Annotated in this window: 10 protein-coding genes and 1 pseudogene; 3 read left to right on the top strand and 8 right to left on the bottom strand. The window is 68.7% G+C overall.

All coding sequences use genetic code 11. The features are described 5' to 3' along the window. Nucleotides 1-548: 548 nt before the first annotated feature. Complete coding sequence (locus AC07AW_RS40505; RefSeq protein ID WP_478820468.1) at nt 549-1688, bottom strand: PucR family transcriptional regulator; 1140 nt, start codon at nt 1686-1688, stop codon at nt 549-551. Between the two features lie 87 nt (nt 1689-1775). Here AC07AW_RS40505 and AC07AW_RS40500 point away from each other — a divergent pair, with 87 nt between their 5' ends. Together AC07AW_RS40500 and AC07AW_RS40495 are read left to right on the top strand one after the other, a co-directional pair. Continuing rightward, nucleotides 1776-2831 (top strand): ferredoxin reductase, encoded by a 1056-nt coding sequence (locus AC07AW_RS40500; RefSeq protein WP_478820467.1) that lies wholly within the window; start codon nt 1776-1778, stop codon nt 2829-2831. A 7-nt stretch (nt 2832-2838) separates the two neighbouring features. Beyond that, nucleotides 2839-3957 (top strand): fatty acid desaturase family protein, encoded by a 1119-nt coding sequence (locus AC07AW_RS40495; protein WP_478820466.1) that lies wholly within the window; start codon nt 2839-2841, stop codon nt 3955-3957. Between the two features lie 399 nt (nt 3958-4356). On the opposite strand, the pseudogene AC07AW_RS40490 reads toward AC07AW_RS40495, so the two are convergent. The 3 genes and pseudogenes from AC07AW_RS40490 to AC07AW_RS40480 all read right to left on the bottom strand — a co-directional run. Then, nucleotides 4357-4983 (bottom strand): annotated as a pseudogene (locus AC07AW_RS40490) (DUF6185 family protein); the annotation flags it as partial. A gap of 59 nt (nt 4984-5042) precedes the next feature. Further along, entirely contained in the window at nt 5043-6185 is a 1143-nt protein-coding gene (locus AC07AW_RS40485; protein WP_478820465.1) for an ABC transporter substrate-binding protein, read from the bottom strand. A 121-nt stretch (nt 6186-6306) separates the two neighbouring features. Then, nucleotides 6307-8973 (bottom strand): SpoIIE family protein phosphatase, encoded by a 2667-nt coding sequence (locus AC07AW_RS40480; RefSeq protein WP_478820464.1) that lies wholly within the window; start codon nt 8971-8973, stop codon nt 6307-6309. A 547-nt stretch (nt 8974-9520) separates the two neighbouring features. On the opposite strand from AC07AW_RS40480, the gene AC07AW_RS40475 reads away from it, so the two are divergent. Next, on the top strand, nt 9521-11584 hold the full coding sequence (locus tag AC07AW_RS40475; RefSeq protein ID WP_478820463.1) for a SpoIIE family protein phosphatase: 2064 nt from the start codon (nt 9521-9523) through the stop codon (nt 11582-11584). Between the two features lie 1042 nt (nt 11585-12626). Here AC07AW_RS40475 and AC07AW_RS40470 read toward each other — a convergent pair. Genes AC07AW_RS40470 through AC07AW_RS40455 form a run of 4 tightly spaced genes read right to left on the bottom strand, consistent with a single transcriptional unit; the run spans nt 12627 to nt 26095 of the window. Continuing rightward, on the bottom strand, nt 12627-15167 hold the full coding sequence (locus AC07AW_RS40470) for an ATP-binding protein (protein ID WP_478820462.1): 2541 nt from the start codon (nt 15165-15167) through the stop codon (nt 12627-12629). A gap of 56 nt (nt 15168-15223) precedes the next feature. Then, nucleotides 15224-18454 (bottom strand): hypothetical protein, encoded by a 3231-nt coding sequence (locus tag AC07AW_RS40465; protein WP_478820461.1) that lies wholly within the window; start codon nt 18452-18454, stop codon nt 15224-15226. Then, entirely contained in the window at nt 18451-22065 is a 3615-nt protein-coding gene (locus AC07AW_RS40460; RefSeq protein ID WP_352020361.1) for an AAA domain-containing protein, read from the bottom strand. Before AC07AW_RS40460 ends, AC07AW_RS40465 begins: the two co-directional genes overlap by 4 nt. Beyond that, nucleotides 22058-26095 carry a hypothetical protein gene (locus tag AC07AW_RS40455; protein WP_478820460.1) on the bottom strand — a complete coding sequence of 1346 codons (4038 nt, stop codon included), beginning with the start codon at nt 26093-26095 and terminating at the stop codon, nt 22058-22060. Before AC07AW_RS40455 ends, AC07AW_RS40460 begins: the two co-directional genes overlap by 8 nt. Between the last annotated feature and the right edge of the window lie 3 nt (nt 26096-26098).

Here is a 26098-nt window from a genome sequence, read left to right as displayed (position 1 = left end):
GCGTGGCGCAGGACCGCCAGGCGGTGCTGTGCCTGGCGGTCCTGTTGCTGTTGCAGCGAAGGGGGCATGGCAGATCTCCGTAGTGGTCGGAGACCAAGGCCGCCCGGATCCTGGACGCCGGCCTCTGGAAGGCGGCCTGATCTCGCTACCTCCGACAACAGCAGGTTCTTCGTCTGCTGACACTCTGAGCTGGGAAAAGGGCACCTGGCGCGGACCACTGGCGAGAGCTGGTCCGGAAATGGTCCGGATCTTGACCCGGGTGGGGAAGGGGGGAGATGGGACGTTGTGGGAGTGATCGGCACTGGACTGGCCGTCAGCCGAGAGCCGCACCTCGGGTTGGTCTGCCGCTGTACCGCCAACCCTCCTGTGGTCGGTGGTCATCACAGAGCCATCCGGCCGCGTAGAAGCGTGTGGGTGCTCCGCAACTCTCAGACTTAGCCGACTCATACGGTTTCTCCCCGGGCCGCATGTGCCGGTTGATCGCACCGAGGGCGAGGCGCGATTCCTGGACCGTTCGAGGACGGGGTCGTGGACGGTCGAAGAACACGTCAGCCCACCCTGAGCCCGACCGCCAGCGTCAGTTCGAGAACCCGGTGCGGCGACCCGAGATCCGGAAACAGCTCCCGCAGCTGCGACATCCGGTACCGGACGGTCTGGGGGTGGACGAACAATGCCGCCGCCACCTCGTCCCGCCTGCCCTGGTGCAGCAGCCACGCCCGCAACGTCTCCTCGAGCCGCCGCGCGGTCGCGGCCGACAAGGTCCGCAACGGTGCGAGGGCTCGGACACGCAGGTCGGCGAACGCGTCCGCGTCGGCGCTCAGTACCAGCTCCGGCAGGTGGTCCTCGGTGTCGCGGATGTCGCAGGAGAGGGAGCGCGCACGTACGGCTCGTGCGTACGAGGCGGACGCACGCGTCCACGGCCGGGCCGGGCCGACCACGGCGGTGCGGTCGGGCAGCTGCCTCAGCAGATGCGCTCGGTCGGCATCGGGGACGAGCAGCACGCCGGAGGCGTCCGGCAGATCGTCGAGGACGAGGGTGCCCGGGTCGAGCGCGCGGTAGGCCGGTCGGGCCTGGGCGGCGGGCAGCAGGACTGCGGTCAGCGAAACCGGCGGCTGCCACCCGGCCCGCCCAGCAGCGGCAAGCAGCACGTCCGGGCTCGCGCCGGAGAGGAGGTCGCGGGCCAGTTGTTCCAGGTGGCGTTCGTGGGCCCGGCCCCGCGCGGCCAGTTCGTCGGCGTGGCCCGCGGCGCTCGCGGCGGAGAGCTCGTCGATGTAGGCGAAGGTCAGCTCGGCGAACTTGGCCACCTGCGCGGCGGGCAGACCTGCGGGTACGGCTCCTGCGGCCAGGCCTCGCCAGGCCACGCGGGCGCCGACCCGGTAGGCGCTGAGCAGGGCGTCCATCGAACGGCCGTCGCGAACCTCGCCTCGGCCCAGTTCGTAGGCCGCGGCGCCGGCGTCGCCGCCCGTGGCGTTCCCGCTCGCGAGGTCGAGGTAGTGGCCCAGGGCGGTGCGGACGGCCCGGCGGATGGTGACGCCCATGCGGCCCGAAAGCGCGTTGGCGTAGGACGGGACCTCGTCGATGATCGCCTCGACGACCTCGTCGGCGGTGGTCCTCAGCGCGGCCCGAAGCGCGGTGACTGTTGTCTCATCCAGGACCAGTTCGCTGGCCCTCCGGACTGCACGGCTCACGTTTTTGTTCCCTGCGAACAATTCAACTGATCAGATTCACGTCCTGCGGACAGGACTTTACCTCCCGAAGCACATCAAGCTGGGGTCATGACGAGTGCAGCCCTCCGCAGTGGGGCGTGGAAACTGCTGGAGATGGTCACGACGCCGCTGCTGCCGTCGGACTACCTCGACCTGGTCAGCCCGCTGCGTGCGGGCGGCGACCTGCGGGGGCGCATCGAGGCCGTGCACCCCGAGACGGGTGACGCCGCGACCATCGTGATCAGGCCGGGACGGGGCTGGCGCGGCCACACAGCCGGTCAGTACGTGCGGATCGGGGTCGACGTCGATGGGGTGCGCCTGTGGCGTGCCTACTCGGTCACCTCGCCGACGAACCGTCGGGACGGCCGGATCACGATCACCGTGAAGGCGATCCCGGACGGCAAGGTCAGCAACCACCTGGTCCGCAGGGCGGAACCGGGCACGCTGATCCAGATCGACCAGGCGACCGGTGACTTCGTGTTGCCGGAGGCCAAGCCCGCCAAGGTGCTCTACCTGACGGCCGGCAGCGGCATCACGCCGGTGATGGGCATGCTGCGCGACATCGAGTTCGACGACGTCGTCATGGTCCACTCCGCACCGCAGCCGCACGACGTGATCTTCCGCAGCGAGCTGCACGACCTGGTCGCGGACAAGAAGCTGCGTCTCACCGAGCTGCACACCGACACGGACGGCATGCTCGACATCGCCCGTCTGGGCGAACTCGTCCCCGACTGGGCCGAGCGCGAGACCTGGGCGTGCGGGCCCGCGGGCCTGCTCGATGCCGCCGAGGACCACTGGACCGAGCACGGCGTCCCGGAGCGCCTGCACACCGAACGCTTCCGCCCCAGCACTGTCGTCGGCGGCGACGGTGGCCAGGTCACGTTCAGCACCACCGGCAGGACCGTCGACGCGGACGGCGCCACGCCGCTGCTGGACGTTGGCGAGGAGGCAGGCGTACTCATGCCGTCCGGGTGCCGCATGGGCATCTGCTTCGGCTGCGTCACACCGCTCACGGCGGGCGCCGTCCGAGACCTGCGCACCGGCGAGATCACCGAGGCCGAGCCGGGCGTCCTCATCCAGACCTGCGTGTCCGCCGCGGCGGGCCCCTGCGACATCGAACGGTAGGAGCACCTTGACCGCCATCGACCCCACCGCCCACCTGACCGCGGAGCAGATCGAGGAGCTCGGCCGCGAGCTGGACGCGATCCGCGACGAGGTGATCGCCAGCCGCGGTGAGAAGGACGCCGCCTACATCCGCAAGGTCATCTCGGCGCAGCGCAAACTCGAGCTGGTCAGCAGGGGCGTCCTGCTGTTCTCGATCTTCCCGCCCGCGTGGCTGATTGGCACCGCCGGCCTGTCCGTGGCGAAGATCATGGAGAACATGGAGATCGGCCACAACGTCCTGCACGGCCAGTGGGACTGGATGCGGGACCCGAAGATCCACTCCACGACCTGGGAATGGGACCACGTCTCGCCGGCCGATCAGTGGAAGCACTCGCACAACGAGCTGCACCACACGTACACCAACGTGATCGGCAAGGACAACGACCTCGGCTACGGCATCATGCGCGTCGACGAGGACCAGAGGTGGCACCCGTTCCACCTCGGCCAGCCGCTGTGGAACTTCATCAACGCCTGCTTCTTCGAGTACGGCATCGCCGCCTACGACCTGGAGCTCGGCAAGAACCTGCACAAGCGCCGCCGCAACAACCCGGCGTTCCGCGCGCGGGCCAGGGCCGTGGGCCGCAAGATCCGCAAGCAGGTGCTCAAGGACTACGTGATCCACCCGCTCCTTTCGGGCCCGTCGTTCCTCACCACACTCGCCGCCACGTTCACCGCGAACCTGGTCCGCAACATCTGGTCCCACTCGGTGATCATGTGCGGGCACTTCCCCGAGGGCGTACAGGTCTTCGAGCGCCGGTCGATCAAGGGCGAGACGCGCGGCCAGTGGTACCTGCGCCAGATGATGGGCTCGGCGAACATCAGCGGCAGCAAGGCCATGCACTTCATGACTGGCAACCTGTCGCACCAGATCGAGCACCACCTGTTCCCGGACCTGCCGAGCAACCGGTACGCCGAGGTCGCGGTGAAGGTGCGCGCCTTGTTCGAGAAGTACGAGCTGGAGTACGTCACCGGGCCGCTGCCCAAGCAGGTGTTCTCCGCGTGGCGTAAGGTCTTCCGGCTCTCGCTGCCGAACAAGAAGCCCGAGGTCACGACGCCGGACATCGAGCAGGAGCTCGTCGCGGCCTGACTCCCGGTACTGGTTCGGACCCTTCGGCCGTACCGACGGCACCGCCGGTTCGAACGACATCCGGCGAGTTCGCCTGAGGCCCGCTGAGTCACCGAGGCTGTGGCGCCCTTCGGTGGCCCGGCTATCTCCTCGCGCACGCGGCCTGTCCCGTGCTGACCGTGCCCATGACCGGGAAAGCAGGCCGAGAGGATCCGCCGGCTGCCCAGTGTGATGGATCGGCGCCGATCCGCCTGTGGATGGCTTCAGCTGGCACTTGGGTCAGCTCGCCCACGGAGTTGGCGGCCTGCACTGCCTGTTGGCGGGGGCGCTTTGCTCACCTGGAGCGGATGCTGCGCAGCTTTACCGAGAAGACGGTGTAAGTGGTCATGGAGGTTCAGACAGATCACGTGTGCCGGGCAGTCACCTCGGCTCGGGGGCCTTCGGCGCTGCGACGCTGTCCGCGAAGAACTGCCAGATGGCGATCATGGCAATGACCTGAGCGATCAGGTAGGCGACTTGCAGTGAGTAGTAGCGCATTTGGTAGATCGACAGAAGCAGGCCCAAACGGCTCTGCCAGTAGCGTCGTTCGCCGCGGAAAGTGTCGAAGTCGAGCGCGATACCAGTGACGGTCAGCACGAACAGCATCGCTGACACCGCCAGGGCAAGATTGCCGGTGCTCTCGTTAGTGACCTGAAGGACCAACGCGTCCACACCGATGGGCAGAGAGAAGGCAACCGCCACGGGCAACGCCTTTGCCGCGCCGCGCTGTCCGGGCAGATGACGCCAGAGAGCGCCTAGGACGAACGCGGCGCTGACCAGGATGACCACCCATTCGACGAACCCTGTGACGAGGGCCGGCAGACCCCACTCCTCCCGGAGCGTCAACTGCCATGCCTGCTCTTTGATCCTCCAAGCCCAGATCAACAGTACGGACGCCGGAACGGCCGGCACCAGGGCCAGCCGGGCAGCGCGGCTGCCATTGGCCCACCACGTGTCCCTCGGTCCCAATGCCAGAGCTCCATCCACCACCGAGACCTTGGCCGGGAGCCGGTCGGGGCCTCCGTGGCCCGGACGGGCGGGTCACGCCTGGCCAGGAGCCCCCGCCCTCAGCGCGAGACGGCCTCGGCCCAGCCGTGGTTGACGGTCTCTCTTGCCTTCTCCGTCTGCGCCTCCGTCGGAAACGTTGGCGTGCCCTCGACCGTCGGCAGTTTCTCCGCGGCGGCCTTGTCGAGGGTGCCGTCCTTCTCCATGGCGTCCATGAGGACGGGGCGTGCATAGGCGCCGAGCCGGAGGTTCTGGCCCTCCGGGCTGAAGACGTACTCCTGCCACAGACGTGCCGCCGCAGGGTGCGGAGCGTCTTTGTTCACTCCGTTCGCGTAGTACTGAGCGAAGCTGCCGTCGAAGGGGATGGCGGTCCGCCAGTCGACGTCCGTGCCATTCTCGCGGAATTCGTCGGCGTATCCGAGGTTGAGGAAGTCCCAGTCGATGCTGATCGGGGTCTGGCCCTTGGCGATCGTGGCAGGGGTGGATTCGACCGGGATGAAGTTGCCGTTCTCGCTGAGCTCGGCGAAGAAGTCGATGCCGGGCTGGACGTCGTCGAAGGAACCCCCGTTCGCCAGGGCCGCCGCGTAGACCCCGGCGAAGGCGGAGCCGGACTTGGTGGGGTTGCCGTTGAGCGCGACCTTGCCTTTGTACTCGGGCTTGCGCAGGTCGGCGAAGGTCGCGGGGCAGGTCTTGACGCGCATGGCGTCACAGCCGATCGAGATGTAACCGCCGTAGTTGTTGTACCAGCGGGCCCGGTCGTCCTTCTGTCCCTTGGGGATCTCGTCGTACGCGGCGACCTTGTACGGAGCGAGCAGGCCCTGCCGTGCCGCGGACTGCGCGAACGAGTCCCCCACGTCGATCACATCGGGGGCGCGGCCTTCGCCACTGTGCTCCTTCAGGGCGTTGATCTCGTCCTGGCTGGTACCTTCCGGGTTCTCCACGATGACCTTGATCCCGTACTTCTTCTCGAAGCCGTCGATCAGTGCGCCGTAGTTGGCCCAGTCGCTCGGGAGCGCGATCGTGTTGAGCGAGCCCTCTTTCTTCGCCGCTGTGGTCAGTGCTGCCATGCCGCCGGCGTCCGCGGCGGAGGTGGCCACCGCGGGTGCACTGGGCGCGGTGGTGGGCTGGTCTCCGCAGGCGCCGAGGGGCGCCGCGAGGACCAGGCAGGCGGCGACGAAGGCTGTCCGGAGACGAGGTGCGGGCACAAAGGCTCCATAACGGGCGGTCGCGTACTGATCGAGGCCAGCGTACGTTCGGCGCCTCGGCAGCGCAGTCCCAGACGGTGGTGTCCGCTGTCTTCCCTGCGGCTGCCGTACCGGCGCGTTCTCAGAACCCCTCGTCGTCCCACCCGGCCAGGAGCGCCTCCCCGAGATCCATCGCGGGCGGTGCGGCCCCGTCGTGGAGGGCCTGCTCGCTCCAGATGATCTTGCCGCGGGCGGTGTAGCGGGTGCCCCAGCGCTCGGCGAACTGCGCGACGAGGAACAGGCCGCGACCGCCCTCGTCGGTGGCCTCGGCCCGGCGCAGGTGCGGGGAGGTGCTGGACCCGTCGAAGACCTCGCAGATCAGGCTGCGGTCGTACAGCAGCCTCACCCGGATGGGCTCGGTGCCGTATCGGATGGCGTTGGTTATCAGCTCGCTGAGGATGAGTTCCGTGGTAAAGGCGATGTCCTCCAGGCCCCAGTCCGCCAGTCGGCGGGCGCAGGCGTTGCGCACCGGGGACACCGCCGCGGGGTCGGGGGGTACGTCCCACTCGGCGATCCGCGCGGGGTCCAGTCGGCGGGTGCGCGCCACCAGCAGCGCGACGTCGTCGCTGGGTCTGGTGGGCAGCATCGCGTCGATCACCACGGTGCAGGTGTCCTCCGGGGTGCGGGCGGGCCCGGCCAGAGCGGCGCGTAGCGCTGCCAGGCCCGCGTCCGGATCGCGGTCGCGGCTCTCGATCAGCCCGTCGGTGAAGAGTGCCAGCCGGGAGCCTTCGGGCAGGGTGACCGTCATGGTCTCCATGGGCAGGCCCTCGCCCAGACCCAGCGGCGGGGAGACCGGCACCTCGGGGAAGGACACGGTTCCGTCGGGAAGGATCAGAGCGGGGCCCGGATGCCCGGCGGTGGCGGCCGTCACCTGCCCCGAGACGGGATCGTAGAGGGCGCACAGGCAGGTGGCTCCGGTGATCCCCTGCCACTCCTGCTCGTCGGTGTCAATGTGGGCGACGAGCTCGTCCAGGTGGCTCAGGAGTTCGTCCGGGGGCAGGTCGAGGGTGGAGAAGTTGTACACGGCGGTGCGCAGGCGGCCCATGTTGGCGGCGGCGTGGAGACCGTGGCCGACGACGTCGCCGACCACCAGGGCCACTCGGGCGCCGGGCAGCGGGATGACATCGAACCAGTCACCGCCCACACCGGCCTGGGCGGCCAGATAGCGATGCGCGACCTCAACGGCGGACTGCTCCGGTACGCCCCGGGGCAACAGGCTGCGCTGCAGGGTGACGGCCATGGTGTGCTCGCGGGTGTAGCGGCGGGCATTGTCGACGGACAGCGCCGCCCGGGCGGTCAGCTCCTCGGCGAAGGACACGTCCTCCTCGTCGAAGGGCGGGGAGTCCTGGGTCCGCCAGTAGCCGGCCATCCCCAGCACCACGCCACGGGCCCGCAGGGGCACGGCGATCAGGGAGTGGATGCCGCGGTCCAGGATCTGCAGGGCGTTGGCCGGGTCCTGGGTCCGCCAGCCGTGGGTGGCGCGCAGGTCCGCCTCCAGGACCGCGCGGCTGCCGGCCAGCCCGGCGGCCATGGGGCTGGTGGGAACGAACCGGATCAGCTGGCCGACGGGGTAGAGGGGGTGGTCGCCCTGAAGGCCGACGCGGGCGGTGCGGCGCATCTCGGTGGTTGCTTCGGGCGGCTCCTCGCCGCGCAGCACCGGGTCCAGCAGGTCGACAGTGACGACGTCGGCGAACCGTGGGACCGCCACCTCCGCCAGTTCCTCCGCGGTGCGCTCCACGTTCAGCGTCGTTCCGACCTGCATCCCCGCGTCGTAGAGCAACTTCAGCCGCTCGCGGGCCACCTCGGCCCTGCCGGAGAGTGCCCGCAGCTCGGTGGTGTCCCGCAGCGTGACGACGGTCCCGGCCTGCCCGTAGGGCGCGGTGGGCCGGATGTTCACCGCCAGCAGCCGATCGGCTGCCATGTACAGCTCGTCGGTCGCGGAACGGCCCGATGCGATCGGATGGGCGATGCCCTCTTCCAGACCAAGGTCCGTGACGGGGAGCCCTTCCGCGTCCACCGGCAGGTCCAGCAGCCGCCGCGCCTCGTCATTGGCCAGCAGCAGCCGTCCGCCGCCGCCGACGATCAGTACGCCCTCTCGTACCGCGTGCAGCACCGCGTCGTGGTGCTCGTACATCCTCGTCATCTCGGCCGGTCCCAGGCCATGCGTCCGGCGCAGCAGCCGACGGCTCACCAGAGCGGTTCCGCCCGCGGACAGGGCGAGCACCGCGGCTGCACTGCCGAGGACGACCGGCAGCTGCCGGTTCACCATGCTCTGCACGTTCTGCACCGTGACCGGAGAAGAGACGATGGCGATGACGCGGCCGTCGGGGTCCTTGACGGGGACCACCGAGACCACGGACCGCCCCAAGGACCCTTCGAAGGTCTCGGTGAAGGATTGGCCGGCCACCGCCTTGGAGAAGGGGCCGACGACGTGCTTCCCGATCTGCCGTGGGTCGCTGTGGGCGAGGGTGACCCCGGAAAGTGTGTACACGTTGATGCCGTCGACCCCGGCGATCTTCCGGGCCGCCTCGGCGCTCGGCTGTAGCACTGCGCTCGGATGGGGGCTGCGCAGGGCCGCGACGATTCCCGGAGATTCCGCGAACGTTCCGGCGGCGGCGAGCGTACGGTGCCGGGCGTCCACCATGCCGGCGCTCCGGGCTTGCACCACGAGCGCCACCACCGCGGCGGCGACGAGCAGCACCACGACGGCCAGCTGCAGGAGGAACACCTCGCCGGCCACGCTGCGCACGCTCAGAAGGGAGGACAGACGCTGCGGCCGCCGCGCCTCTCCCTTGGGCGGCTGGGCGTGCTCCTGACGCTCCTGGTGGCTTCCTGAGCGGGGACGCCGAGGGGGAGAGGAAGAGCTCGTGGTCGAGCCGAGCAGCCGACGTCGGACGTGTCCAAGTAGGGCGCTCATACTTTATTTTCCAACCTCTACAGGCCGTCGGCAGCGGGGAGGGACGGTCGCCGAGCCGGCGATCCGGGTCCCCTCCGCAGAGCGAGGGTGTGGCGTGGCGCGTGGGGGGCGCGGGCGGGATCCGGGCCGCCGCCGCGCTGATGTGGATTCCCCACGCCCACACGCCGTGCAGGAAGTCATGCTGGTTCAGGGAAGTGGAGGGGTGGACGGGACGGGCGCCACGAGGTGCCGGCCGCCGTTACCGCCCTGCTGCGCTGAGCCGGCCACCGGCGGCCGGGGCGTTTCCCTTGGCTCAATCCTCGCCACGGCGCACTTCGCGCCGCGGAATGCCCATGGTGTCCGGATAATGGATGGAACGGCGAGTGGAAGGGGACATCTCGTGCCATCGGCTCGGCCGGGGGGCGAGGAGACCCACGGCCCGTTCTGGTCCGAGCCGGGGACGCTGCTCGAGCACGTGCCCGTGGCCGTCTTCGGCCTCGATGACGGGGACCTCGTCTGTTACTGGGGGCCCGGCGCGCGGGACCTCTTCGGATATGACGCCACCGCCGTCCTGTCGAGGCCCGGCGCCGTTCTCTTCGCCGACGGGCCCCCGGGTGCCCCCGATCCGTGCTCCCGGCTGACCGAGCGAGGCCGGACCCAGGGTTACTGGAGGGGGCGGCTGCCGGCCCGGCATTGTGACCGCACCGTCTTCGACTGCGGCTTCCGGGCCTTCTCCGTGACCGGATCCGGCGGACCTTCGGTGGTGATGGTCCTGGCGAGCCGTAGTGACGAGCTCGATCGGGTCAAGACCAACCTCGCGTTCCTCGACGCCCTCTTCGAGACTTGCCCCATCGGTCTGGTCATGCTCGACCAGGACCTCCGGTACGTCCACCTCAACCAGGCGCTCGCCGACATGGACGGTCTGCCGATCGAGGCCCACCTCGGGCGGCGCATGGACGAAATCATGATCATGTCCGACGGTGGCGAGTACCAGCGCATGCTCCGCGGCGTCGCCCTGGGCGGAGCACCGGTCGTGGGGACCCTGGTGGGCACGCGTCCGCGGGGGCATCCGGACCGTGATCAGGTGCGGTCGGTGAGTTTCTTCCCCCTGAGCCAGGCGGTCGGCTCGCGCCCCGGAGTGGGCGGGCTGATGCTGGACGTGACCGACCGGGAACAGGCCATCCTGGAAGCCACCGCCAGCCGTCGACGGCTGGCGCTGCTGGACGGGGCCTCCACTCGCATCGGGACCACCCTGGACGTGAACGTCACCGCCCAGGAGCTGGTCGACGCTTCGATGCCGGACTTCTGCGACGGCGCCGTGGTCGAAGTCGTGGAGTGGATGGACGAGGCAGAGGACTTCGACCCGGCGCGACCGCTGTTCACCCGCAGGATCGCCTCCGGGACGATCCTGCCCCCTCCGGCCACCGAACTCGTGAGAGGGGTGGAGACGGTGCGGTATCCGCCCGGCTCCGTCATCCACGACATGCTGAGGACCGGTCGCGCCGTCTCCGCCGTGGTGAACGAGGAGCTCCTGGCCCGGACCGTCCTCATCGAGTCACGCTCACGGCTCTTCGCCGAGAGCGGGTTGGCCTGCGTCCTCGTCGCCCCGCTCATCGCCAGGGGTACGGTCCAGGGAATCGCCATGTTCGGCCGGTCCACGGGCCGGCCGGCCTTCACCCGGGACGATGTCGGCCTGGCCGGTGAGCTCGCCTCGCGGGCTGCGATCTGCCTGGACAACGCCCGTCTGTACAGCCGCGTCCAGGACATCGCCCTCACCCTGCAGCGGGCGTTGTTGCCCAGCGCGTTGGCGACCAGCCCGTACGTGGACGTGGCCCACCGGTACGTACCCGGCAGTCGGATCACCGAGGTCGGCGGAGACTGGTACGACGTGATCAGCCTGTCCGACGGCCGAGTCGCCCTAGTGGTGGGCGACGTGATGGGGCACGGTGTGTCGGCCGCCGCAGCCATGGGCCGCCTTCGTATCACCACCAAGGCTCTGGCCAGGCACGACAGCGAGCCCGACGACCTCCTCACCGAGCTCGACGCATGCGCCCGGGAGGCCGGCATCGAGCTGGCGACGTGCCTGTACATCGTCTACGACCCTAAAAGCGGAGGAGCCCGCATCGCCAGCGCCGGCCACCCGCCGCCCCTGGTACTCCGGCCGGACGGCACAGTGGAGACCATCGACGACGTCCTGGGAATCCCTCTCGGCGTCGGCGGCTGTCCTTTCCGGACGATCGAGATCGAACTCCCCGGGAACGCGAGTCTCGCCCTGTACACCGACGGCCTCATCGAGACACGAGGCGCGGACCTCGAGGTCGGTCTGAAGGCATTGCGCGCCGAACTGGGCAGGGCCCCAGGCCCGTTGGAAGCAACGGCGGACCGCATCCTCGCGAGCCTGCTGCCCGCCCCGCCGGCCGACGACGCGGTTCTAGTCCTCGCCCGCGTCCGCCGCGCCCGTTGAGGAGGCGTCGAGTCCGGTGTGTCTTGGCAGCCGCTTCATCGCTCGTGTGCAGCTCCGTTCAGGACGGCGAGCCTGGCTCGTCCACCAGCTCGACACCCTTGTGCGCGTCGACCAGCACCGAGCCGCCGTACCGGCCCTTCCGGGGCTGTTCGGCGGCCTTCACCGGCCCACCCCTGGGCCTCGATCGTGCGGCCCGCCGCCTCCAGCTCCCTGGCGATCAAGAGGTGGGTGTGGCCGTTCGGGGTGAGGTCCGCCGCGTGGATCGCGACCAGCGCGTCCACGCTGCCGCCGTCAGCCTTCAGGAGACGTCCATTGAGGAAATTCTCCGCCCACCTCTTGGGGCTGGCCCGCCAGACGGCCACCGCCAAGTCGCGCGCCCGGGCCATGCCCGACTCACGAACAGGTCCGTGTCCGTGGCGTCGTTGGCGTCGTCCAGCAGGTGGCAACCGGTCAGCGTGAGTCCTGCAACACCTTGGTCCAGCTGACCGAACATGCGAATCGTTGTACGCTCCGAAGACCGCCCTTGACCTGTTGGAAGCAGGCAGGGAGCAGACAAATCGGGAGTTACTTCGTGTTCCGAACAATGTTCAAGTCCAAGATCTGACCATTTGGCGTTGCCGCAGGTCAGGGGCATCATGTGCCCCCTCAGGTCAGCAAACGGTCAGCATTGGACCGAAAGGTGTCCTGCTGGAGCTGGCCTCACGTAGCAGGGTTGGTGGCCTGACCGCACCGGGAAAAGCCCTCTCCAGTGTTCGGCAGACTGTCCATGACAGGCGGCTGCCGGTGGCAACAGGTATAGGCTCGAAACTGACTCCCGCTCCTCTCCGCGTAGGGAGGTACCCCGAGGCAGTCGATGTCCAGGCGACACAGGTCGATCTGCTCTGTCTCTCGAGGCACCGCTCCTGGTCGGGGCGTGATCAGCTGGCGTCCGTACACTTGGGCCTCTGAGCGTGCAGGGGCGACCTGAGTTCGCTACCTGGGAACCGCAGCTGTCCGCACGGCGTCAGTAGCGGTGATCCGAGCCGGGTGTATGGTCCGCTGCTCACGAGTCCGAGGGCTCAGGCTCTGGAAGGACGAGCCGCAGGGCGGCGCCCGTCAGCGCCGGATGGGAGGAGCGGAAGACCTCCACCTCTGCCTCCACCGCAGGATTCGGCAAGGCTTGGAGGAATTTCCGGACCCGGTGCAGCCCCCACCCACGACCGGGGCCACGAGTGGTCCACTCCGGCTGGAACACCCTCCGGCCTCGCGCCTCCTCCGGGAGGCCCGGACCGTTGTCTGCGACCTCGACGATCACCTCGGGACTCTCCTCCGACACGGAGACCTGGATGAGACCGGTACCAACGCCTTCCAGAGCTTCCGCGGCGTTGTCCAGCACCTCGTACAGGATGGCGCGCAGCAGGGGAGCCGGGATGTCCACCCGCAACGAGGGCGGGCAGCGCAGGTCGAGGTGGAGGTCCGGATACTGCTCCCCGCACAGGGCAGTCAGCTCTGGCAGGACCGTTCCCAGGTCCGCGACCCGTGGCGTCGCTCGTGCGAAAAGATCGTGGGGAGAGGAGGTCAGGAGCTCCTCGCTCGCGCGTTCCGAGAGGTCTGCGAGTTCCTCGGCGCTGGCTCCCGACTGCTCAGCTGCGAGGAGCGTGGCATACGCCGGCACGGGTGCGAAGCGGTTGCGATGCCAGGGCGTCCACGCACGACGTGCTGAGGGAGCGGGAGTCGTGGCCGCTGGAGTGTCGACCGGCGCCCCGCTGACGGCGGCTCGTTCCATTTCCTCGAGGAGCGTGCTCAGCTCGGCCTCGGCCGTGGCACGGAGTGCGCGGACAGCTCCGCACAGGGAGACGCGCAGGACGAGGTCCGTCGTTTCTGCCGCAAGCTGTTCTTCCTCGCCCAGCGTCGAGCGACTCCGGTCGGCGTCCTGTTCCGTGGGGACCAGCAGGCCACGCTTCACCAGCGTTGCTGTTCCCTTGAGGGCCTCGGATCTGGCACCAGCCCACCCCGAGCAGATCTCGGCCCACTCCCCGAGGTCTTCGGCCACGACCCGGCCGTCTTCCTCGTCACAGATCGAAAGGGCCGCCCACCAGGCGACCCGAGCCGCCTGGTCACCGCACTGCGCCAGGAGTTCGGACCGCAGCGCGTGGAGCAGTGGAGAGTCTTTCCGCCAGCCGCCGCTCTCCGCGGCCCACAGTTCCATGTGCGGGGACCGGTCGATCGCGGTCTCGGCGTACCGGAGCATCGTCCCGAGGAGCCGGGGCTCCATGCCAGTGCAGTGCTCCATTGCCTGCACCGTGGGAGGGCCGCCGCCCAACGACAGGTAGGTGATCCATCGCAGGGTTCGCCAGGCCGCTTCGGGTGACGCCCCGAGGATTCGTTCCAGCGCTGCCGGGCTGTCTCCGATGAGAGCGTCCACCGGCCACTGCCGGGCAAGGATGGCCAGCATGCGGGTACCGCGGTCGGCCTCCAGCACGACGAGTCCGAGCAGGTCGCGCAGACCGAGTACGGCGGTGAGGGATCGGTCGCTGTACCCGGTGGCCAACAGACCCGGACCGACAGCGACATGCGGGTCACCGAGACCCGCCAGGGCCTCGGGAGGCGTGGTGGTCTCCGGGTCGGCGACGTAGAGGTCGATCCGACCCGTGGGGATCAGCCCGGAGAGGGGTTCATCCCGGGGCACGTCGAAGGAGGTGAAGTAACCGCCATCAATGGGAGCGGCCACGGCACCTTCCCCTGGTCCCCCCAGGAAGCGGCCCAGCGCGTCGGCGAAGCTTACCGCTGCTGCGGGCGAGGACTCTCGCTGCAGCCGGTCGAAGGCGGTGAGCAGCACTTCTGCGGACTCGTCGGCAGCCTTCCATGCGCTGAACTCCGGTGGCCTGCGCATCGTCGGGTTCAGATGGTACTCAAGGAGGGTGTGGGGAGTCCACAGCTCGTCCCATACAGGGAACGCCGTCAGCGCTTCCGGAATGGGGGCGCCGAGCGGCTCCCGGTTCAGCAGTGCTTGGGCCGCCACCAGTTCGCCCGACCGCAGCAGCGCCCGCACGCGGGACGCTGTGACGAGTTCGCCGGTGTGCTGGTTCACACGGGCCTCGGTGCCGACGAGCGCATGCTCCTGTTCGGCGACGATCAGTTCCAGCTGTTCCCCCAGCGATGTGATCCCGTCTTCGATTTCACGTTCGATCGTCGTCAGCGCCGCTTCCGCACTCACAGTCCGCGACCGTGACTTCCTGATCAGCGACGCCATGTCCGGACGCTCGAAGGAGATCCCCGCGGCCTGTGCTCGTCTGGCCAGCTCGGACACCCGCTGTCGGACCGACTCCGCCCCTGCCTCGCGGGACTCCTCCAGCCGGCGGGTCAGCACCTCCGCCTGGTGGCCTTCTCGATGCAGTTCATCGGCGAGAACACGTTCCGCCGCATCGTGCTCTCCCTTCTCCAGGAGCGCGTCGAAGGCTGCTCGCGGTGGCACGCCCCCTACGTGGACGAGCACGGCCTCGGCGAGTGGATCGCTGTCCAGCTCGGCCGCGACGGGTCGCGCCCCGGAGCCGTCCCGGTCTCCGTCGTCGGCTCGGCCGTGCGCCGCCAGGGCGATCAGCACGCCAGGGAAACGGACACGGCCCGGCCAGCTCTCCAGTAGTTCGCGTGAAATCCCGGTCAACTGTCTTCCCTTCCGATCACAGGCAGTGAGGCGAGAGCACTCAGGAGAGCCATCGCGGGATGGCGGGCAGGCTCCCCCAAGCCGTCGGCCTCGTCGAGGAGGGTGGGCCACGCACGACCGAGGAGCCGCGCGAAGGCGGTCTGGTCCGGAGTGAGCACCGGGAGAATTGCGGCCGCGAAACTCGATGTGCTTCGTTCCGCCTCGGTCGCGGAGAGCTGCGCGAGGCGCCTGGCTTCGCTCATCACGTCTGCCACCCGCCTTGCGTAGGCCAGGTGGTTGCTCCATTCGACCTTTCTGAGTCCTTGGCTCAAGGCGAGCTGATCCATGTGGAGACGGGCGTCCAGCTCGGTGATGGGCAGTCCGGCGGCGGTGCTCACCTGGAACTCGGGGTCGACGTCCTCCCCGGCCATGGCCAGAACCCGGGCGAAGAGTCCCTCAGGAGGCCGGAACATCGCTCGATGCATCCGTTTGCCGTCGAGGAACTTGAAGTGCTGCTCCCCCCGTTCGAAGTCGCTCACCTCCTTGACCAGCCGGACCCAGCCCGTCCGGATGGCCATCGACTGGTTTTGCTGCTCGGCCCAGGCATTGATCTCCTTAAGCGGCAAGGGAGCCTGGGATGAGTCGAAACACTGCGCGGCCTCCCGCGCCAGCAGGAGCCAGGTTGGCGGTAGCCCGTTAGACTCCCCTGGATCCGAGCCGGCCAGCGCTTCACAAACCAGTAGGCCGGTGTTGCCCCCGTGCAGCAGCATCTCCGCGACAGCGCCGATCAGAGCGACCGTGCGGTGCTCTCGCGGAGCGTCGGACAATTCCAGCGCGCTGTAGTAGAGCTGTTCGCCCAGCGGACCGTGCTCGAGCGGCGCCGCGACGGCGGCCAGAGGCACGGGCATGGTCTCCCCGCTGCCGAGCCGGGGAGCCAGCAGAAAGGCTTCCATGAAGGCGTGCCTCTGCCATGCGTCGTGCAGGAGCCAGCGTGCCCACCAAAGACGTTGGTCCGTGGAGCCGGTGGAACCATAGAGGAGCGTTGCGGCTTCGGTACGCAGGCGCTCGGGCGAGGCGGTGCCGGATGCCCGGCGGTTGTTCAGAACTGCCCAATCGTCCGATGCGACAGGCGCTGACGCGAGGGCAGGCAGCGGCGGCAGGTAGTCGTGGGCACCGACGGCGTCTCCGCCGTCCGTGGTGTCGTCCCCGAACCAGTCGCGAATGCCCAGCTCGCTGGCGAACTCAGTCGTGAAGGCGGTGTTCATGATGTGCAGGCCGAGTTCGGTGGGGGCGGGCCCCCGGGCCGGGTTGACCGGCCTGTTGCCGAGCGGCCGGTAGCTACCGACGACGGTCTCGTGGTCGGACAACGTCGCTCGCGCCCGTGCCTTCGTGTTCCGCAGCGTCCCCTCCGCGCCGAGGCGACGGTGGAGCTCGGTGTAACTGCGGGGGGCTCTGCGGCCGTCCTTGAGCGGCGGATGCTGGAGATGGATCACGACGCCCTTGTCCCGAAGGCCCGACAGTCGCTGACCGAGGGCATCCGTGCACGTCTCTGTCTCGGCGGAGTCGTCGGTGATGGCCAGCCGCTCGGTCGCACTGTCGATGGCTTGTTGGATCAGATCGGCGTACATGCCGTCCCAGACCGCCCGCACGACCGGCTGGCCTCGGTAGACGTTCTCCACCGCCTCCAAGAGCCCACGGAGCATACGGCCCCACTGCGCGGCCCACACCGTGGCGCTGGCGACCGTGTCATCGGCCCAGTCTTCCTTCAGTTCCGGCAGTGAGAAGTTAGGCGGTGTCGAGTCGACGTCCTCGGAAAGGTCCGTGCCTCGTTGTCCTCCGAAGTCGGTCGGCAGAAGGGCGATGTTCTGGCCCGTCTCCCAGTACGGATAGGTCCGCCGCGCCCAGCTCAGCATGTCCGCCACACAACTCGGTGGTTCGTTCGTGCCTTCCGCCGGGTTGACGAGCACACCGGAGCCGGTATTGGTGGCCAGCGGGCTGCTGGACCCCACGTACGCGTAGAGGTTGTCGCAGACGACTAGGGACGCTGCGCAACTGCTGCTGCGCCGTTCGAGCAGGACGTTCTCGGAGAAACGGGACTGCAGGTCGAACAGTGCCGTCGCCACCTTGCCCTTCAGCACGGCAGACGGGGAGTCGCCCCAGAGGAACACGACTCTGACGCCGCGCTTCGCAGCGAGTTCCAGCGACGGCAGGACGGGGTGCAGGGCGTCGTAGGTGATCTGCGGTAAAGCTAGGACGAGTTGGTGGGCCGCCTGCTCGATCAGATCCTTCACCACCCACTCCACGCCCGCTCCAGGAGCCACCGCCGCCACGGAGCACCTGGCGCGGCGGGCCTCGGCAAGCTGGTGCAGTACCTTGCCCGCCTTGCCCCGCAGCTCTTCGTGCAGGGATGGCAGGGAATCCGGCGAGACGGTGTGCAGACCGTCGGCCAGGCGGTCCAGCTCGACCAGCAGCGACCGCAGGCTGTCGGGCGGTACCACCTTCAGCACTTCGCGGGACAGCAGCTGCTGTACGAACCTGCTGTCGGGTCGGTTGCGTACCAGGTCGCTCACTCTGGCCTGGAAGAGCTGAACTGCCCGCCTGCCCCAGCCCTGAGGCATCTGGACGGGGCTGGCGGTGACCACGTCGGTGACCGGGTCCCGGTTCACCACGGCCTCGATGGTGTTCCAGTGCACGGGCTCGGAGGAGTTCAGCATCGGGTTAGCGAACGATACGTTCAGCACTCGCTCGTGCACGCCGCGTTCCCTGCGGTCGACGCGGACCGCTTCGCGGACCGCGCGCAGGAGCTCGGTCTGGGGGATGTCGGTCTCCGAGATGCCTCGCGCGAGAGGCATGGCGATCGCCCCGTTGGGAATCCGGTCCATGCCCTTCCGGTGCAGCAGGACGGCAGCTGTCACCGGGTCGAACAGGAACTTTCGGGCCTGCACCTTGGAGGGGATGGGCCGGCCTCCCTGCTCGCCCAGTCCGGGCTGGGCTCCCTGGGTCGTCTCCAGCGTGTTGGTGGTGAAGTCGACGGCCAGGAACCCTCTGCTCCACAGACCGTGTACGACGTCGAGCATCAGGCGGCTCGGCAGGGAGAAGAGCTCGCTCAGTGCCCGGATGGTGTCGCGCCCCGCGGCCACGGCGCGGAGCACGAGGTCCTCAAGCGTGGAGGCTCCCTCTTCGGCACCGAGTTCCATCCGGAGGGTGATGACGCGGCATGGGATGGCGACAAGGACTGTCTCGGTCATCGGCTGTCTCCCGTGGCGTCGACGATGATCTGGCCTGTCGAGGCATCGACGATTCTGCCGACCTGGCGGAACGTGTCGATCACGGATTGCCAGGCAGGACCGCCATGACGCTCGAAGTGCGGCAGGTTCCCGACGACCACGAGAAGTTGCTGCGCCCGGGACAGCATCACGTTGATCACGTCGTCCTGGGCGGTGTGCCCTACGTTCTGGCGCGATTCCGTGCCCCGTTCCGAGCTGCGGACCAGAGAGACGATCACCGTCTTCGCCTGGCCGCCCTGGAAGGAATGGACGGTGTGCACCCGCCCGTCGAGGAAGCCGCGTTCCAGCTCGCGGCGCTGCTTGCGGTACGGGGTCAGCACGACCAGCTTCCTCGGGTCGGGCGTGCTGTCGAGTCGCAGCTTTCGGACCAGGTCCTCGACCAGGTCCACCTCACCCGGATTCCACCAGTACCCGATGTCTTCGCAGCCCGGGTACTTGGACGTGTCCAGCCAGACCAGGGGAGCGCCTCTCAGGAATTCCGGATCGGTGGCGGAGTGGTACTCGTTGATGTCGGGATCGGGTGCGAGAAAGGTGCCGCCGCTGCCGTCCGGATAGAACGCCCGCGCGAAGGGCTCGGCGATGACGGGGTGCATGCGGAACTGTGTGTCGAGGGTGTCTACTGGGTACGTGGGTTCCGCCGGCTGGTTAGAGCCTCGCCCCTCAAAGAACCGTCCGAACATCTGCACGAAGCGTAGGTAGCTGTCGCGGGCCGCGTAATGCAGCTTGATGCGCTCGTCCGGGTGTCGGCCCAGGCCGTCCAGGAACGCCTTGATGTCTTCGGCCCGGTGAGGCCCGAGTTGCAGATGGTCGCCCACGAGGGTCCACCGAACTCCGAGGACCAGCGGCATGATGATCTCGGTCGGCCAGGCTTTGGCGGCCTCCTCGATGATCACCCAGTCGAAGACATCGGACGGATCCCGCACCTCGTCGGTGAGCGTGCCCGCGATCGAGCACGTGGCCAGCACGATGTCGGCACTGGCGCGGATCCGTTCGGTCAGCTCGACCATGTTCGCCTGGGCGACCTCGGCCCATCGCAGCATCAGGGCCTGCTCCGACGGGTTGCGCGCGCCGCTGTGGCTGTCCGTGACCCGCTGTTCGATACGCCTCACGAGATCCTCGGCGATCGCTTCAGCGGTGAAGGAGCGCAACTCCTCCGGCAGGTCATAGGCGTCCTTGCGGCGGGGCAGTTCACGGAGCATCAGTACCGACTGATCGGCGATGACCGGCTTGAGCAACTCCAGGCACTTCCCGGCCAACTGGTCCAGGGCGTCATTCGACTGAGCGCTCACGAGCACCCGGGCGCCATGCTCCGTCCTGAGGAAGTCACGCAGCGCATGGGAGACCACTGTGCTCTTTCCCGTGCCGGGCGGTCCCTGGAGCGCATAGAAGGGGTGGAGTCGCAGCATGTCCGTGATGACCCGGGAGGCCTTGCCCCGCAGGGGCTTTTCACCGGGCCGCGCCGGAATCGTCAGTGTCGTGTCGCGTCCGCCATGCAGCTCGATGGACTCCGGCGTGTGCAGTATGCGCGCCAGCCCGATCTTTTGGCGTAGCGAGCCCAGCCCTCGGGCCTCCCGGCGCAATTGGACCTCTGTGCCGCGATCCTCCTGGGGTCTGATCCATCCCTTGTCGGGAATCTCCTTGCCCGGTGCGGCCTCGACGACGATCGACGTCGCGTCGAGGCGCTCCTTCACCCGTACGTCGAAGGAGTCGCCACCGAAGCGCGGGGTGGGCCTGTCGTACACCACCGAGACCTTTGCCTGGTCGTTCTCGGCTAGGAGGCTTCGGGCGAAGTCGCCGAGGGGAGGTCGGCGCCGGGAGTCCGTGCAGTAGGCGGTGAGCAGCTCGTCCCCGTGCAACCATCTGCGTTCCCTGCCGCTGTCCTGCGTCAGTACGAGACGACCGTCCTCCGTATGGGTGAGCGTGTAGGGATACTGACGGGAACGGAGGACCACACCCTGGAAGTCCAGCATGAAGGAGACGGCCCGCAGCATCTCTTGGACCTCGGCGCTCTGGGCGCTCCGCTCGGTGCTCTGGACGGCGTCGATCAGATCCTTCCACGACGGGCGGCCCTCCTGCTCGTCGGCCAGCGGCTGTCCCAGCCGGAATGGCACCAGATCGATCTTGCCGATGCGTCGTTTGGGTTTGGCTGACAGGATCTCGGACGCGAAGCGTTTGTCCACGAGGTACTTGATGACGAGGGTATCGTTGTGCGTCACCGTCCGACGGCCCATCGCGTCGAGGTCGAAGAGGAACGCGCAGAACCACACCGCCTGCTGTCCGATGAGCACCCATTGGGCGTCGCCCAATGAGCGAGGATCACCGTCGACGAAGCCGACGGCACCGCCGTGCCAGTGGACGAGCTCCGCCTCGCGGAGTTCCTCCTCCAGGAAGGCCTGGAGCTCCTGGCATCCCCGGGGGGTGTCGGGGCTGTGGTCCGTCCACCCCCGGCTCGTGTGGACCGTTGTCACGGACTGGTCGGGCATGAACGCCAGGAGCCGTGCCTTGGAACCGCTTGGCACCGGCTCCAGCGCCAGACAGATGCTCGACCAGCCGCGCTGGAGGGCTGCTGACGCCTCGAAGGAAGTGCTGCGCTCCGTGGGTGAGTCGGCGAGCATCCCGAGCAGCGCGGTGCGCAGCGGCCGGGGAAGCCTTGGGTTGAGGTCGAGCTCGCGACGCATGGCCCTGTGCAGTCGGCCCAGAGCCGGCGGGAGCTCGTCTCCCTCCGCGGCTTCGACACCTGCGTACTCTTCGGGCAACCGGTCCATCAGGGAGCCGACGAACAACTCCCACCCGAGGACACCGAGGCCGAAGACATCGGTGCTGCCGTGGTCCAGGCGGCGTAGCCGTACGTCACCGAAGACGGCAGGGTGGCTCTCCGGTGCCAGGTACGCCAGATGATGAGCCTTGGTGACGCCCGACGGTGGGATGAGGAACATCGCCTTCACGACCTCGTCGTACGCCGCCTTGCCACTGGGCCCGTGGACGGACTGCAGCAGATTGTTGAGCAGTGCGCTGAGTTCGAACCGCGCCAGGGACAGGGTCGTCAGAGCCGGCTTGTCCTGCTTCGGACTGACGCGGACGGCCCCCAAGGTCAGGTTCCGGTGCACGATCCGCGTGCCGTGAAGTTGGCTGAGCGCGTCTAGGAGGAGGCTGAACTGCTCGAAGGCCACCACGGGGTGCTGTACGGCCCACTCCTCCACGACGGACCGCCAGTTTTCTGAGAGTGGCAACCCTTCAAGCCGCGTCATGATGAAGGCGACCCGGTAGCTGTGGTCGGACCTGCCCTCCACGATCTCCGGCAGCGCCGGATGGCCGAGCATTTTTAGCCGTAACAGGTTGCGCACCTCGTGGTCCCATAGCTCTCCCCCAACCCGCTGGACGTTGAGGAACAGCGCTACTTCGCGTACGTCCATGGCGTGCTCGACGTTGCGCAGCACGAGGTGGATCAGCCTGCCTCTGATCAGTTCCTGGTAGTCGCCCACCCGTTTGTAGTGGCCGTAACGTGCCTTTTTGCCGGTGAACAGATCGTCCAGCAGGTCCTCGATGCGTCGGGGCGACAGTTCCTCATCCATGTGTCTCCTCGGTTCCTTCACCGTGCACGGCCCGTGCGAGGGAATCGAGCCTGAGCACCACCACGCCGTCGTCTGTGGCGATGGCGAGCCGTCCCGATGCGAGTGCCGTGAGCCGCACGCACGGTGATCCCAGAGGGATGCGCCGTACCGGCCGCCGGCCGGACGGCTCCTCGCGCCACACCACGATGGTTCCTTCGCGTCCCGCGGTCACTCTAATGCGGGCCTCCGGGCCCCCTCCCGGCTCGTCGAGCGTCACGCAGTCGACGATGGACCCCGAGTGTTCACCGTCGGCCCAGGACGGGCGCGAGGGGTCCTGGGGACCATCCGCAGCCTCGTCGGAAGGCGGGGCGACTTCCATCAGGGCACCGTCCGTCGCGCGCAGGACCCGCACGGTTCGGCGGCCGGCCCGTTGCTCGGCTACGACCAGGGTCTCCGTACCCTCGGCACGCACGTGCCGTCGCATGTCGTCGACCCATGACTCGGGCCCTACAGGGGCGACACTGGCCCTCGTGGCCGAGGCGGGGTCGAAGAAGTGGACCCTTGAGTCGCGTTCGGCCACGGTGACCAGTACGCCGTCGCCCTGGGGGCCGAGCAGGACGCCGATCGCCCTGATCGGTCTGCTCCCGGTCGACGTTTCGAGGAGCTCGGGACGACCGGGCGCGGCAGCCGGCCGCACGAGCTGTATGACCCCCCGCCGGTCACCGACAAGCGGAACTCCGTCCCCGTCGGCCACAGGCATCACGGCCAGGACGGGATCGGCACCGCTGCATGCCTGGAGCAGATCTGCCGCAGTGTCAAGCAGGACACGGGGAGCACTGCCACTGGCTCGCACACGCCAGTACCCGAGGCGGCCGTCTTCCGCTAGGGCGAGCAGCCGGTTGGGCTCTGCCGAGGTGGGGGCGGGTACGAGTCCGGCCAGCGCCGTGCGCGCGCTCGCCCGGTGGAGGAGCGTGGGTACATTGCCGTCTATCGCCCACAGGGCCAAATCCCCGGACTGGTAGGCCGCCACGACCAGGGCCGTGTCCTCCGGGCCAGGGACTTGTGCCAGCCCCACCACGTCACGCGGGGCGACCGCCTCTGCTGCCGGGGACAGCGCTCCGTCCGGACCGAGGAGAGCGAGGTAGCCGGACTCACCTCCGAGCAGGAACCGGCGGGACCCGTCCGCCAGGGGCACGATGACCCGCACCGACTCCGTGCAGACCGCGTATCCCAGTGTGTGCCGGTCGACGTCGGTGTCCCAGAGGCGTACGCTCCGGTCGGCGTGGGCGACGGCTACCAGACCAGTGCCAGAACCCCCTTCACCGCTGTCCTTGTGCGGGGTCCCGGACGCGGCGAGCGCGGTCACCGGGCTCTCGGACTCGCTCAGCAGGGCGATCGGGTGGTGGTCTCGCCACGGCTCCCACACCATCACGGATCCGTCGAGGGAGCCGGTGACCAGCCAGGGGGCGTCGGCACGCGCGGCGATCGCGGTGATCGCCGACGGGGACCCCCCGAGCTGGAGATGCAGGGGTACATGGTGCAACCGTCCCCATGCCACCTCCCAGTCCGCGCTGGATCCCGTGGGGTGCGGCAGACCGGTTGCCCGCAAGCCCCCGAGCTGGCGCAGCCCGGGCCTGTCTCCAGGATCCGACTCTTTGATGAGATGTGCCGAGGCGACCGTGCCCAGGATTTCTACGGGCAGATCGGCCGGAGCGATGCCCGCACCTTGTCTCGGAGTGAGAGCGAGAGAGCTGAGAGAAGCCGGCGGTAGCTGGTCGACCACAGTGGGCCGGGCGGCCAGCGCCTCCCAGCCGGCCGCACCGCAGTCCGCCGCATACTCCGCGAGGCGCGTGGCCAGATGAGGACTGAGCGGCCGCCCGGATTCGACCTGGGAGGCCGCGAGCTCCAACAGGGCATGGAACATGTCGAACCTGCCCTCCGGCGGACTGTCCCCGACCAGCTGCTCGGCGTACGTGCGGTGGGCAAGCCGGTACACACTGCGCCGGTCCTCCCCGTCCACGAGGATGTACGCGGCGGCCCGGTTCAGGAACAGTTCCAGCTGCTCGTCGTCGATGGGAGCGTCGGTCTCGGCGATCCCCGCCGCGGCGTGCGCCCAGATGCCGTCCGCCAGCGGAAGCCCGCGTCCGTGTGACCAGGCCAGCGCCCGCAACAACGGCTCCGCAGCCGGGAGCCCGGTCGTGATGCGCTGGACCGCGGCCCTGAAGAGGCCGCTCTGGTCGCGTTCCAGCATCGCGGCGAGGGCCGCCCGCTCGTCGGGGCCAGGGGCAAGCAGGGCCGGGCGCTGCTCGATCTCCTGGACCACCAAGGACGCCTGGAGGAACTGCCAGGAGCCGTCCCGTACATGACCCTCGACGGCGCTCGCCACAGTGCACGTGACCGTCTCGTGTCGGTCGGTGTCGCCTGGGAAATGGTTCCGCAGGATGCCGCGGACCTTGCGCTCCGCGTACGCGCGAGCCGCCGACGGATCCGGTTCGAGAGCAAGCACGCGGGCGTGCCGGGATGCCGATCCGAACACGCCGAGCAGGTCGAGGTCCCTGCTGCCTCCGGCCGACGGCTGCGCGGACGGCACGACGGGGCACCGAGTCGGCCGGGTGCCGATGAGCAGCCGGACGCCGGGAATTGTAGTGAGTTCCCGCAACAGGCCGGCGATACGGAAGGGGTCCCTGGCCTCGTCGAGGGCGTCGGCGACGATCAGTGCGCCCATCGGTGTCCCCGTGGCCGGGGCGTCATGGAATGCCTGGCCGTCCTCGGCGGGGGCGCTGTCGGTCTCGGAGGAGCGCCCAGTGAGCTGCGTTAGGTGCCGACGTACGGCGTCGAGTGTTGCATCGTTCTCGTCGTGTTCATCCTGTCCGGTGTCGGCGGGAGGGGCGTCGAGCTGCTCGGCCAGCTGTCGGACGACGTCGGCAGCCGTGCTCCCCGTGAGCGGCAGGACCGCCACGATCGGTGGAGTCGGTGCGCCGGGGCGATCGGCCCCCTCGACCGGATCACCGACGTCCGACGGGTCGCTCGTGCTCTCCGGCGTCTCCCGGGCGGGCTGAGACCACCGCAGCAGCGCTTCCCCCAGCAGCGCGGACTTGCCGGTGCCGGGCGCGCCCGTGACGGCGAGCACCGCTGCTTCGGCGTCACCGGCACACCATTCGGCGATCGCGCGCAGGGGCGCCGTCCGGCCGGTGAAGTCAGGAACCATTTCGAGGAACGCCGCCTTGTGCGGGGTTGATCGGCGCGGCCATGCCCCGGGTGCCTCGTCGTAGCGGCGTTGCTGTCGCTGTACTTCCGCCACGGTGGTCGCCCCGGTGAGCGGCACCCTGTCATGGACGGCGAGGGCGAGCTCGACACCCGTCTCGTCGCCCACCAGCTCGGCGTAGCATTGATGGCTCTTGAAGTAGCCTTGCAGCTCACGCAGGTTGAAAATATCGTGAGAGGTCTTCTTCGTGGAGAGGAACTTCTCCAGTACCGTGCGGAACGTGCCCAGATAGCCCTGTGCCGACGGCTTGCCTGTAGCGATCAACAGCAGCGACCGCGTCCGTTCTTGTCTGGTCCCGTTGAACAGGCCGGCCAGGTCGCTCGCGAAGTTCTCCGAGTTGCACGCCTCGAGCACTACCAGCGACCAATGCGTTTCGTCATGGTTCCGTCTGAGCTGATCGGCGTGTACGTAGTGGGCGAGCATCTCGGGTGTAACCCGGGTGTTCCCGCGCTTCTTGGAGCCCGGCACGAGCAACACCGATCCCATGCGACTCACCCGGCCGTGACCGAACCACAACAGGGCGGAAGGGCATCGCGAGTTGCCATCATCGTGTTCGCCGGCCCAGCGGGCCAGCGCCTCGTCGGCATCAGTGAGTGACTGCACCATGCCACCGGTCAACGGGGGAGCGACGGCCTCCCCGCCCAGCCTCCGCAGAACCTCCGCGGTTAGCGCGGCCTCGCTGACCGTGTCCGCGTCCTGGAAACCGATCACCGGCCCCACAGGCAGTACATGCACCGCGAACGTGCTGGCGACCTCGGCTCGCGTCTCATAGGAATCCGACGTCATTTC

The sequence above is a fragment of the Streptomyces sp. NPDC044003 genome (assembly GCF_056435185.1).
This window is presented reverse-complemented; position numbering and strand designations above follow the sequence as displayed.